The sequence below is a fragment of the Nostoc sp. DedQUE04 genome (assembly GCF_034530995.1).
Lineage (GTDB): Bacteria > Cyanobacteriota > Cyanobacteriia > Cyanobacteriales > Nostocaceae > Nostoc.
Map to the genome: position 1 here is coordinate 1 of NZ_JAVRCA010000005.1, position 12418 is coordinate 12418.

General features: G+C 41.1%; 12 protein-coding genes. 7 read left to right on the plus strand and 5 right to left on the minus strand.

The genetic code is table 11. The features are described 5' to 3' along the window. Positions 1-280: 280 nt before the first annotated feature. A complete protein-coding gene (locus tag RM049_RS04630) occupies positions 281-1144 on the minus strand; it encodes a PD-(D/E)XK nuclease family protein (protein WP_322703341.1) in 864 nt (287 codons plus the stop codon). A gap of 146 nt (positions 1145-1290) precedes the next feature. On the opposite strand from RM049_RS04630, the gene RM049_RS04635 reads away from it, so the two are divergent. From RM049_RS04635 to RM049_RS04650, 4 genes are all read left to right on the plus strand, one after another. Then, complete coding sequence (locus RM049_RS04635) at positions 1291-2715, plus strand: phosphoglucomutase/phosphomannomutase family protein (RefSeq protein ID WP_322703342.1); 1425 nt, start codon at positions 1291-1293, stop codon at positions 2713-2715. Between the two features lie 131 nt (positions 2716-2846). After that, positions 2847-3122, plus strand: coding sequence for a LapA family protein (locus RM049_RS04640; protein ID WP_322703343.1), 276 nt, complete (start codon positions 2847-2849; stop codon positions 3120-3122). Between the two features lie 13 nt (positions 3123-3135). After that, positions 3136-3333, plus strand: coding sequence for a DUF433 domain-containing protein (locus tag RM049_RS04645; RefSeq protein WP_322703344.1), 198 nt, complete (start codon positions 3136-3138; stop codon positions 3331-3333). A gap of 5 nt (positions 3334-3338) precedes the next feature. Beyond that, positions 3339-3785 (plus strand): DUF29 domain-containing protein, encoded by a 447-nt coding sequence (locus tag RM049_RS04650; RefSeq protein WP_322663067.1) that lies wholly within the window; start codon positions 3339-3341, stop codon positions 3783-3785. Positions 3786-3973: 188 nt separating this feature from the next. Here RM049_RS04650 and RM049_RS04655 read toward each other — a convergent pair whose 3' ends face one another. The 3 genes from RM049_RS04655 to RM049_RS04665 all read right to left on the minus strand — a co-directional run bounded on the left by RM049_RS04655 (position 3974) and on the right by RM049_RS04665 (position 5878). Beyond that, complete coding sequence (locus RM049_RS04655; RefSeq protein WP_322703345.1) at positions 3974-4171, minus strand: DUF433 domain-containing protein; 198 nt, start codon at positions 4169-4171, stop codon at positions 3974-3976. Positions 4172-4293: 122 nt separating this feature from the next. Continuing rightward, positions 4294-5004: a hypothetical protein gene (locus tag RM049_RS04660; RefSeq protein ID WP_322703346.1), complete on the minus strand. Its 711-nt coding sequence runs from the start codon at positions 5002-5004 to the stop codon at positions 4294-4296. A gap of 151 nt (positions 5005-5155) precedes the next feature. Then, positions 5156-5878, minus strand: a complete 723-nt coding sequence (locus tag RM049_RS04665; protein ID WP_322703470.1) for a Uma2 family endonuclease — start codon at positions 5876-5878, stop codon at positions 5156-5158. A 413-nt stretch (positions 5879-6291) separates the two neighbouring features. Here RM049_RS04665 and RM049_RS04670 point away from each other — a divergent pair, with 413 nt between their 5' ends. Both RM049_RS04670 and RM049_RS04675 read left to right on the plus strand, forming a co-directional pair. Further along, entirely contained in the window at positions 6292-8892 is a 2601-nt protein-coding gene (locus RM049_RS04670) for an ATP-binding protein (RefSeq protein WP_322703347.1), read from the plus strand. 8 nt (positions 8893-8900) lie between these two features. Then, entirely contained in the window at positions 8901-9875 is a 975-nt protein-coding gene (locus RM049_RS04675) for a DUF4351 domain-containing protein (protein WP_416212613.1), read from the plus strand. 293 nt (positions 9876-10168) lie between these two features. On the opposite strand, the gene RM049_RS04680 is transcribed toward RM049_RS04675, so the two are convergent. Next, positions 10169-11746: an NAD(P)H-quinone oxidoreductase subunit 4 gene (locus RM049_RS04680; RefSeq protein WP_322685318.1), complete on the minus strand. Its 1578-nt coding sequence runs from the start codon at positions 11744-11746 to the stop codon at positions 10169-10171. 370 nt (positions 11747-12116) lie between these two features. On the opposite strand from RM049_RS04680, the gene RM049_RS04685 reads away from it, so the two are divergent. After that, positions 12117-12368, plus strand: a complete 252-nt coding sequence (locus tag RM049_RS04685) for a hypothetical protein (protein ID WP_322703348.1) — start codon at positions 12117-12119, stop codon at positions 12366-12368. The last annotated feature ends 50 nt before the right edge of the window (positions 12369-12418 follow it).

A 12418-nucleotide genomic window follows, 5' to 3' on the forward strand; every position in this document is an offset into this window, starting at 1 on the left:
TCGCTACTCTCCAGATGTACGGAGTTTTTTCAAAAATCAAATAGGAGTCCTATAGGAGAAGAAAATCAGTCCAGTAAAAATACGAGTATTTAGTAGATTTTTTTGAAAATTGAACCAAGGTAAATAAACTATAGCAGTTCTCAGTTGCGTGAAATACAGACCTAACCCCCAGCCCCTTCCCTTGTAGGGAAGGGGAGTAAAGTTCAAAGCCTCTCTCCTAAGAGGAGAGAGGTTTGGAGAGAGGTTAAAATGTATTGCATCCAAACGAGAAGCGTTATAATTAACTATTAACTCTTAAACTTCTTAAACTGGGCAATGGATATGATTGATGCTGCTTAAAATCGGCAAACTCACAGATAGAGTTAAATGGGCAAAAGCGACAGTGAGAACCAGGATTAGGAGGGAATATTTTACTAAAATTAGTTGTTTCTTCCTGATATTTTTGCAAATCGTGCTGGTGCTTGTGGGCAATATTCGCTAACTCAAATTTTAAGGATTCTAATTCACTACTATTAATACTAATTAACTCTGACTTTTTACATATTTCTAAATTATAAAATGATGCAACAGCTTCTTGCCCAGGGTAAAGATAACGAGCAGCTAATAAGTAAACTAATGCCTGTCGTTTGTCAAAAGCGGACTTACCAGTTTTGAAATCCAAAATATGTATAGTGCTATCAGATTCAATAAAAACGCAGTCCATAGCCGCGTATAAGCGAAAACAATAATCTTCTTGTTCAACTACTATCGGTTTCGGAAAGCCTTCATCACCCGGTGTTAATTGGATAATATCTTTATCCAAAAGCAACGGTGAATCGTGATATTTTTGCAAAATTTGCAGTACGCGTTGCTGGACTTGAACGCTTGAGTTGCCTAATTTAAGTAGCTGGGCAACTCTTTCTACACCATCTGCTTGCTTCAACAGATGCCTGTGATGATGAAACTCATAAACGCCTTTTTGAGCCAGTATGCCAATACGCTGGGGCGCGGTGGCTTGCGTTAAAAGCGCCTTGACTTGTGGTTCGTGTTGCCGTGCTTTGATAAACCCCCGTCTCATCTGGCAATGCCAGCGTTCTTGCCCAGTCGCTGGGGCAACTAGAGACCAAAGGTGATAACTGGCAAAAGGTCGATCGGGGGTTGACATTGCTCAGAAACAGTGAGAGAAAATACGGTGGGGAGAAGTTTAAGCTAAGGCTTGCTTAGAAAAGAACTTCGGAGGATACTTGCTGCTACACACGCTTTGCGGGAAGCTTTTATAGTACTGATAATGTACCGGAGCAAGTGGCAAAAATGTCTAGCAAGATAAAATTTGGTACCGATGGATGGCGAGGGATTATTGCCGATGACTTTACTTTCCCCAATGTGAGAAAAGTAACAAGGGCAATCGCCACTTACTTAGAAACAGCCTATACAAAAGATAGACCAGTACTTATTGCCTACGATACTCGCTTTTTAGCTGACCAGTTTGCCCAAACAGCGGCCCAAGTATTAGCAGACTTGGGTTGGACTGTAAAAATTACCGATCGGGATTGCCCCACACCAGTAATTGCCTACAACGCCCGTCACCTAAATTCCGCAGGGGCGTTAATGTTTACTGCTAGCCATAATCCAGCACCTTACTGTGGAATTAAATATATACCCGATTATGCTGGGCCTGCCACTCCAGAGATTACTGATACTATTGTGGCAAATATAGAAGGTGCATCGGATGAGTTGCCTGGGAGCAACCCATCAGGTTCAATTTCAATTTTCGATCCGAAACCAGATTACCTGCAATTTATCTACACTCTACTTGATGTAGAAAAAATCAGAAGCGCTAATTTAAAGGTAAAGTACGATGCTTTGTATTCTACCTCTCGCGGTTATTTAGATGAAGTTTTGCAACATAGTGGCGTTCAATTAGAAAGTTTCCACGATTGGAGAGATGTTTTATTTGGCGGTGGAATGCCTGAACCCAAAGGAGAACAATTAGTTGAGTTAGTGGAAGCAGTAGTTCGAGATCGAGCTGATTTAGGTTTGGCAACGGATGGAGATAGCGATCGCTTTGGTATCGTTGATGAACAAGGAAACGTCCTTACTCCGAATACTGTGCTGCTGCTTTTAGCACGTCATTTAATCAAAAACAAAGGTAAAACGGGCGCTATAGTCCGTACTGTCGCGACAACCCACTTGCTGGATAATTTCGCTGCTAAAAATGGGCTGCAAATTTACGAAACAGCAGTTGGTTTTAAATACATCGGCGAAAAAATGCGGGAAACTGCCGTTTTAATTGGTGGAGAAGAATCAGGTGGTTTGAGTATTATTGGGCATATTCCCGAAAAAGACGGGGTATTAGCCGATATGCTGGTGGCAGAAGCGATCGCTTATGAAGGCAAACCGCTAAGTCAACTTGTCAAAGAAGCGATCGCCGAAGCTGATGGCCCACTTTACAACAACCGCCTAGACTTGCACCTCACAGAAGCCCACAAAACCGCCGTCATCGACTCCTTTACCAAAAATCCACCTACAGAAGTAGCTGGCATTAAAGTCAAGGAAGTGGGGCGTAAAGACGGTATTAAGCTGTATTTAGAAGAAGGTAGCTGGGTTTTACTGCGTCCTTCCGGTACAGAACCACTGGTACGCGTCTACCTAGAAACCAACACTCCCGAAAAACTCACTCAAATCGCCCAAGAGTTAGAGAGTGCCATTGCTAAACTAGAGGCAGTAGCAGTTTAATTTGTCAGAGTTAGGAATTAAAAGTTAAGAGTTATGAATTAGGAGTTAAGAGTTGTAAAGTAACAATTCTTAACTCCTCATTTTTAATTTCGAGCAAAATATAACTCCTAACTCCTCATTTAGATCAAAGTATGAAAATCGCGCCTTTTTTGACATCTCTAGTTGTAGCGGTTTGGGTAATTGCGATCGCAATTATTTCAGTCCAAAATGCTACACCCGTATCGTTAAAATTCTTAACATTTCAATCGATTCAGATACCAATGGGTTTGGTGTTAGCTTTTAGTGCCGTTATCGGGTTAATTGGCATGGCACTGCTGCAACCTCTGTGGGGACTTGCTGGTATTAGGCAGGGTAATTCTCGATTGGAAGACGATGCGGAATTTTTTGTTGACGATGAAGATTTTTGAGGTTTGAATAGCTGTGCAGTATCAAAACATTATTACAATCGAACCAGGAAAACGAGGTGGTAAACCTTGTATTCGAGGAATGCGAATTACTGTATACGATGTTTTATCATATCTTGCCTCTGGCATGACCTACGAGGAAGTGCTTGATGACTTTCCTTATTTGACACAAGAGGATATTTTGGCTTGCCTAAGCTATGCAGCCGATCGATAAAAGCTATGAGCGCAACTTATAAAGCAGATTTTAACTTGTGGATTGAACAGACAGCCCAACTATTGCGATCGCATCACTGGCATGAGGTTGATGTAGAACATCTGATTGAAGAGGTTGAAGGCTTGGGCAAAAGTGAACGGCGGAGTATTGCCAGTCAACTAACTCGCTTACTTTTGCATCTGCTGAAGTGGCAATATCAACCCCAGCGTCGCTCAGATAGTTGGCTCGATTCGATCACCGATTCTCGCACCCAAATTGAGTTAGCCATTGAAGATAGCCCTAGTCTTAAGAGCTATCCTACAGAGCAGCTTGAGGAAAGCTATCAAAGGGCACGTCGTCAAGCAGCCAAGCAAACGGGGATAGTTGTATCCGTGTTTCCAGAAGAGTGCCCATATTCTTTAGAGTTAGTGTTAGATGAAAACTGGCTACCGGAAGCAAGCGATAATATTTGATAACTTTATTTGTAACTGTGTAGGTAGTGGCGATCGCTATGTATGAAATAATAAGGCCTGTAAACCTCACACTATATGAAAAAAGCCTGCGTTGTCAGGCTTTTTTAGAAACTTGTGGCAGAGCGATCGCACTCAGCCAGACACTAAAATATTATTCGCAATCTTGTAGAGATGATTGGCGATGAAAATTAAACCAATAGACAGGCTTGGATATCTTCGAGATCAAGATCGGGAAAATCCTCTAAAATCTCAGAAACACTGACATTCTCAGCCAGCATTTCTAAAATATCACTCACACGAATCCTCATGCCTCGAATACAAGGACGACCACCACACTGACCAGGAGTTTGAGTAATGCGAGTCAACAAATCAACCCTTGAGTTCATGCAAGTATTTTAATATTGGGTACTTTTATTTAACTCTAATTCTGCGATCGCAATTATTCCAGCCTAGCATCTGGGTGTAGCAAAAGGGCGATCGCAGTTATTGCATACTAACCCAACAGCACTTAAGTTGGACAGTTTTGGGTTAGTTGTAGCTTCAGGTAATCAATGAATTCTAGAATTTCTGTGTCAGTGAGTTGCAGGCGCGATCGCTTGCCATATCTCTGCTGCAAATAATCCCTTCCCTGCTCTGGAGTCCAATTTAACTGGGCTAAATATGTGTCACTTTGAGCTATCAAAACTGCATTAATTTCTGATGCCGTTGTATTAGCAGATATTTGTATTGGCTCTTGATTTAAATTTTGAATTTTATTAATTTTTAAACTGACTCTTTGCCCTAGAGCTTGCCAATCAATTTCATTATGTCCATCCCAACTAACACCTACAGAGCGATAAGTAACCGGATCATAAATATTGCAAAAAACTACATTACTATTTCCTGGACTAACGGTGATAGTAAATGGATTACGTAGTTGTTCAGAAGTAAGGGCATCTAAAGATAACAATAAACTTTTAGAAAAGTAAGTATCATTTCCTGATTGGACAATATAAGGTTTATCTGCTAAAATATGCAAATTTATTTTTTCATCTGGGCCAAATGTATTTTCAACTTTTTTATCAACTTCTATTCCTGTTATTACCCCAGTCAATGCTCTGTCATAAATTGGGATTTGTTTTTTATCGTCAGATAGCATATACCAGCAGTGATCATTGTCTTTTTTAACAAAAACATATTGAGGTCTTGGGACTGCTCCAAATCCTAATTTAACTTCCATATTTTTGATACAGGTTTTGGTAAATATATTTATTGAGGCAACCAGCTTTTACGATTTGTACCGTCAAGCAATGAGTTACTTTATAGATATAATTCCCTAGCCAGGAAGCTAATTAACATAAAGGCAGCGAAAATCACAAAATCTGGTGAATCTATAACAAAGTTTCGGGATCGACACCTAACGCATTTAATCTTTCAATTAACATTTTCACCTGTTGTTCTGCTTCCACCCGTCGCTGTTCTTCAAAAGCTGTGCGTTCTTCGGCTTCCCTAATGCGTTCTTCTGGTGTTAGCAATCTTTGCCCTTCTTCGTCATACCAGTACAGCCACTCCCGCACAATACCTTGATAAATTCCCCGTTCTCGCCCAATTCCTAAACCAATTTCTGGCAGCCAAACAGGATTTCCTGACATTAAGATATATTCCCCATCGACTAAGCGATACACTTCCAAAGGCGACTTTTTCCGCCGCAGGGGACTATACACAACGTAGTACAAAATTCCTAAATCTTTGGCATAAAATTCTTTCTTGATGCTATATTCTTCTCGATATATTTGAGAAACAACTTCTAGCGCTAAAATTGGCAGTTGCTTTTCTTCCCACAGCACATAACTTAGGCGTAAATCTTCATCAACGAAGCGTTTAACTCCTAAGCTAAGAAACCCATCAGGGACAATAGCTGGTTTATCTGGGTGATAATAAATACCCATATCAACACCAAAAAACCAATCCCAGCGATCGCACCAAACTAAAGCCAGGATCGTTTTCAGCAAGCCGGGAATTAAATTTTGGAGTTCATTATCCACAGCAGTATCATCTGAGTCGGGTAATTCTTCGGAAGATGGCAAACAATGCAGTGGATTGTAGTTTAACATGAGCCGTTTTGCCAAATCTGATTCTAGGTAGATTGTACGTAATCTATTGATGTGTAATGTGCGATCGCAGCACAAGAATGAAAAACCATTTTTAGCGTAGACATCACCTGATGTTGCTTTTCTCAGTAGCAAAATACTTATAAGTGTAAAATCTTTACATCAAACTCGTGGTTTTTCGGTACTGATTCTCAGAGTGTCTAACTGACAATAGCAAAAAAGGGCGGAACTTTGTTCAACTAGAACATTCCAGAAGTCGCAGAGTATGCAATTTCATGGTGAATTTGGTAGCTGGGCTGATTACCTATATCTACCAGGAGAAAAAGTCTTCTCTCAACCTTGACTCAGAAAACGTGGCGTAGTTGGAAATTAGCTAATTTTCAGCCCAATTTTTGAGTTGTACCTAAGTATCAAATATGTCACCACAGATCCATTCACGAGTTTTAATCAAAAACTTCCTAACGGTTTTTTTGCCATTATCAGCGTTAGTTGGGGTTGTTATTGGGACTATCTATTATCAACAGGTACAAATCGAGCAAGTTCTGCTCAAAACAAATGAACTCCGTAAGGTAGATTTACAAACTAAAGTAATCAGTGGAGACTTTCACTCGGTTGTTTCAGATTTGATGGTTATCTCTAAACAAAACGAGCTAGAAAGAATTTTAGACGGAGTGGATGGGCAACGACAGGCACTTTCTCAAGAATTCTTATTATTTTCTGGATATAAAAAACTCTACGACCAAATTCGCTTTTTGGATCGATCGGGTAAAGAAATTGTCAGAGTCAACTTTAACCAGGGTGAACCAGCGATTGTCTCCGAAGAAAAATTGCAAGTTCAAGCCAAACGCTACTGGTTTAATGACACTTTGCGGCTGAATCAAGGACAAGTATTTGTCTCTCCCCTTGACCTCAACATCGAACGAGGTCAGGTTGAACAACCCTTGAAGCCAATGATCCGCTTTGGCACTCCCGTTTTCGATCGCCGTGGGCAGAAACGAGGCATTGTGGTGTTAAATTATTTCGGCGCAAAACTGCTGGACAATTTTGATCGAGCTTTCGCTAGCGCCTCCAGCCAGGGAATGCTACTGAATGCTGATGGCTACTGGTTAAAAGGAGCGAAGCCTGAAGATGAATGGGGATTTATGTTTCCCGATTGCAAAAACTGCACTTTTGGCAGAGCTTTTCCCCAAGCATGGCAGCAGATTTCTCAACAAGAATCGGGACAATTCCAAACTGCTGAGGGAATGTTCACTTTTACCACAGTTTACCCACTTGTCGAAGGGCAAAAATCTAGTACGGGAGCAGGACAAGCTTTTGCGCCAAGCCAAAATCAAATCGATCCTAAATCCTATCACTGGAAAATTGTCTCGCGGGTATCGCCAGAGACGTTGACAACCAAATCAAACCGATTTTTGAATCAATTGCTACTACTATATGCTGGGTTAGTAGGATTAATTGGCATTGGTTCTTGGCTACTAGCAAGAGCTAGTGTCAATCGTAATATTGTCCAGCTAGAGTTAAGGCAATCTGAAGTTGAATTGCGAAAGCTAGTTGAACGGGAGAAAATTCTTAAAACTCGTCTATCTAGTCAAATTCGCAACTCGCTGGATCTAAATACAATTTTGAGTACAGTAGTAGTTGAAGTTCGGGAACTGCTCCAAATCGATCGATGCCAATTTTTTTGGTGTCATCAAGAAGATGAAACTACTAGCTTGGAACTGAGTCAGCAAGCTTGCGCTCCCGATTTAACAGAACCTTTAGGCTGTTCTCCTATCCAGAATGTGGAAGCCCTAAGTGAAGCTGTTATGCAAGGGAATTTGCTTTGCTTTGATGACATTGCGACAGATTCATGGCTTGATTTCAAGAGTCGGAATTTACTGGTGACATTGGGCTTTAAGTCTCTACTAACAGTTTCAGTTCAAACTCAGTCGGGTCACTTGGGTGTGATTGTCTGCGAACATAGTAGAGAGCTTCGCCCCTGGAGTGATGATGAGGTGGAAATTATTCGAGGCGTGGCTGACCAGTTAGCGATCGCTATTGACCAAGCCCAATTGTACAATCAAAGCCGCGCTGCTACTGCTGCTGCCACTATTCAGGCAGAACAACTCAACCAAGTTTTGCACAATCTCAAAGAAACCCAAGCCCAACTGATTCAGACCCAAAAAATGTCGAGTTTAGGTCAATTAGTGGCTGGAGTTGCTCACGAAATCAATAACCCAGTTAACTTTATCTACGGCAATTTGACCCATGTAAGTGAATATACACTGGGTTTGTTGGAACTAGTAGAACTTTATCAACAGTCTAATGCTCATTCAACACCTGAAGTACAAGCTCATATTGAAGCGATCGACCTTGACTTTATGGTTGAGGATCTACCTAAAATACTAATTTCAATGAAAATGGGAGCTAATCGCATTCGTGAAATAGTTCTCTCCTTGCGGAATTTTTCTCGACTTGACGAAGCAGATATGAAGCCTGTCAACATTCACGAAGGTATTGATAGCACACTACTGATTTTACAAAATCGCTTCAAACAAACGTCTGGAAATGCCGGAATTGAAATAGTCAAGGAATATGGTGATATTCCCTTAGTAGAATGCTATGCCGGACAACTAAATCAGGTGTTTATGAATCTCATCAGTAATGCCATTGATGCTCTGGATAGTTATAACAGTAAGCGAACTCTGGAGGAGATAGAAGCTAAACCCAGCCAGATTGTAATTCGTACTGAGTTACGCAACTTAGATCGGATAGCTGTAAAAATTGCAGATAATGGCCCTGGCATGACCGAAGTAGTTAAGCAACGATTATTTGACCCTTTCTTTACTACAAAAGCCGCAGGTAAAGGCACCGGATTAGGATTAGCAATTAGCGCTCAGATAGTCACAGAAAAACACAACGGAGCTATTTGGTGTATTTCCGAACCTGGACAGGGAGCAGAATTTTGGGTTGAGATTCCGATTAAGCACAGTTCTAAACTAGCAACTGCAAGTACTCCTAGTCTATCCATAATTTGAAAAATGATATGACTAATATGAGCGATGTCTACGACGGGCTACCCCTACGCGCTGATTTTGATAGCCCTTGGAAAGAAATTATAGAAGCTTATTTTCCCCAAGCAATGCATTTCTTTTTTCCAGAAACTTCTGCATTAATTGATTGGGAACGTCCCTACGAATTTTTAGATAAAGAATTTCAACAAATAGCTCGTGAAGCTGAACAGGGTAAGAGATATGCCGATCAATTAGTCAAAGTTTGGCAAACCCAAGGGGAAGAACTATGGTTATTAATCCATGTGGAAATTCAGGGACAAAAAGAAGATAACTTTGCCAAGCGGATGTTTACCTACAACTTTCGCATATTTGACCGCTTCGATCGCCCAGCAATAAGCCTTGCTATTCTTTGCGATCCAAACCGCGAATGGCGACCAAGCAATTACAGCTATAATTATCCCAATACTAGCTTAATTTTTGAATTTGGCAGTATTAAACTTTTAGATTATGAAAATCGCTTTTACGAGTTAGAAAATAGCGATAATCCATTTGCAACTGTCGTCATGGCGCATTTGAAAACGCAGCAGACGCGCTCATCACCCGAACAACGCAAAATATGGAAATTCAGCTTAATTCGCAGACTATATGATTTGGGGTTAGGAGAGCAGGATATTCGTAATCTGTATCGATTTATCGATTGGGTTATGATATTACCAAAGGCATTGGAAAATCAGTTTTGGGAAGAGTTTAAACAATTTGAGCAGGAGCGGACTATGAGATATGTAACTACAGGTGAGCGCATCGGCTACGAGCGCGGAAAACAAGAAGGCGAACAACGACTTATTTTCAGGTTACTACAAAGACGAGTAGGAGAACTATCACCAGAATTGCAAGAGCGCATCCAATCTCTTTCTTTAAATCAGTTAGAAAACCTTGGCGAAGCTTTGTTAGATTTTACTGAGATAGAAGATTTGCTTGACTGGTTGCAAACAAATCAATCAGCTTAAAATCTATTTTTATGATACTTGTAAAAAATGCATTTCATTATTTACCAATACAAAATTTTTTAAACGCAGTTTGATGGGTTATTTTTTATAACCGTAGTCACATAAGTTAGGACATTTGGAAAGGGTGAATGCTAGAGCTAGCAATAGTTTTACCTCCTGCCTCCTGCCCCCTGCCTCCTGCTATACTTTACAGAATTGAAAAGAATTGAAAATTTTAAATGAATAACAAAAAGGGCAGGTACAAAACCCGCCCTCAAAGTAATCAATATTTAAACTAAACTAGCGATCGCAACTTAATTACCAATTTGAGGCGCACTCAAAGAAACCTTTAGTGCATCGTCTTTTTGCTGTGCTAATGTCGGCACGGAATCACGCAATCTTGCCGTCAGTTGTACAGTTGTAGCGTCATACATCTGAGTCAGCAATTTTGGATAGAAACCAATACCAATAATTGGAATTAACAAACAAGCAATGATAAAAACTTCGCGGGGTTCGGCATCTATCAAAGCTTGGTGAGAAACTAATTCCTCGTTCTCTTTACCGTAGAAAATTTCTCGCAACATCGACAGCAGATAAATCGGAGTTAAAATCACTCCCACTGCCATCAAGAACACCACGATAACTTTGAAGGTAGAGCTATAAGCATCGCTAGTAGCAAAGCCTACAAATACCATTAATTCTGCCACAAAACCGCTCATCCCTGGCAGTGCCAAAGAAGCCATTGAACAGGTGGTGAACATGGCGAAAATCTTCGGCATTCTCTTCGCAACACCGCCCATTTCATCCAACATCAGGGTGTGTGTGCGATCGTAAGTTGCGCCAACCAGGAAGAACAAACTCGCCCCAATTAACCCGTGAGAAACCATTTGTAATACTGCCCCACTCAATCCCAAATCGGTGAAGGAGGCAATACCAATCATCACAAAGCCCATGTGAGAAATTGAGGAATAGGCAATTTTTCGCTTCAGGTTGCGCTGGGCAAAGGATGTCAAGGCAGCGTAGATGATATTAACTACCCCCAAAACCACGAACACGGGTGCAAAATAAGCGTGGGCATCGGGGAGCATTTGGGCATTCATCCGAATTAAGGCGTAACCGCCCATTTTCAAAAGAATACCTGCCAATAACATGTGTACGGGCGCTGTTGCTTCACCGTGGGCATCAGGTAGCCAAGTGTGCAAGGGAATAATCGGCAATTTGACAGCGTAGGCAATCAGGAAGCCAGCATAGACGGCAAGTTGGAAATTGAGGGCGAAGTCTTTTAAGGCGAGCGATCGCATGTCAAACGTCACCGTATCGCCGTAAAATCCCATTGTCAGGGCAGATAGCAAAATAAACAGCGAACCGCCTGCGGTGTATAAAATAAATTTAGTCGCTGCATACTGCCGTCTTTTGCCTCCCCAAATCGACAGCAGAAAGTATATCGGTACTAGTTCCAGTTCCCACACCAGGAAAAATAACAGCATATCCTGGACAGCGAACACGGCAATCTGACCGCCATACATCGCCAACATCAAGAAGTAAAATAGCTTCGGCTTGAAGGTGACAGGCCAAGCTGCTAAAATCGCCAGCGTGGTAATGAATCCAGTCAAAATAATTAGGGGCATGGATAAGCCATCTGCCCCTACTGACCAATTCAAATCTAGTTGGGGTACCCAGGCGTAACTCTCGACCAACTGCAAATCTGGATTGGAGAAATCATACCCAGTATAAAAAGCATAAACAATTAGTGCAAAATCTATCAGCCCTACGATGAGGGAGTACCAGCGCACTGTTTTGCCTTCTTTATCCGGGATGATGGGAATCAGTAGTGAAGCGGCTATCGGCAACAGAATAATCGTCGTCAGCCACGGAAAATTAGCTGTATTCATCACAATTCGTCTGCTATCAAAATCATGTTTGGCAAAAAGTCACTAGTTATTAAGTAACAGCTTTTTCAGGATTTCGTCTTCCTCGTTAGGTTGATTTAATTAAATTAGCAATCCCCGATTTTTACTCTTGGGAGTCTTTTTTGACATTTGCGGGTGCGGGATGTGCGTTGTGATACTCCCAGTCAAGTCACAAATTTACACTAAAAAAGTTGGTTAAATTATAGTTTAAGAGTGCGATGTCTACGACAAGCCGTTTTGCGTCTACGCATAGCCTAACCCATCGCTAAAAATACACGATGCTGTATGCGTGGTTCTTGAAAAAAGCGATTTGGTGCAAAAATGCATCAAAGAGGAAATAACCATAATGATAATGGCACAAATTAAAAGTCAAATTTGTTATGTCACTAACGTAGATGGAGAAACAACAGATGTACTCGTCCCTATAGAACTTTGGCAACAGCTTATAAGTTCCATAAATTCTGATAACGCCAGTGGTTTAGCTTGGATTGATGAACAAGAGCCAAAAGCACAAATATTAGCCGATTTGCAAGAGTCTGTGCGACAAGCAGCAGTAGGACAAACTTTCCCAGTTTCTAAGCTTTGGGACGATATCGAAGCCTAAATTTATGGCAGAAATCCGGTTTACACCTTCCTTTAAATTAATTTAAGGTT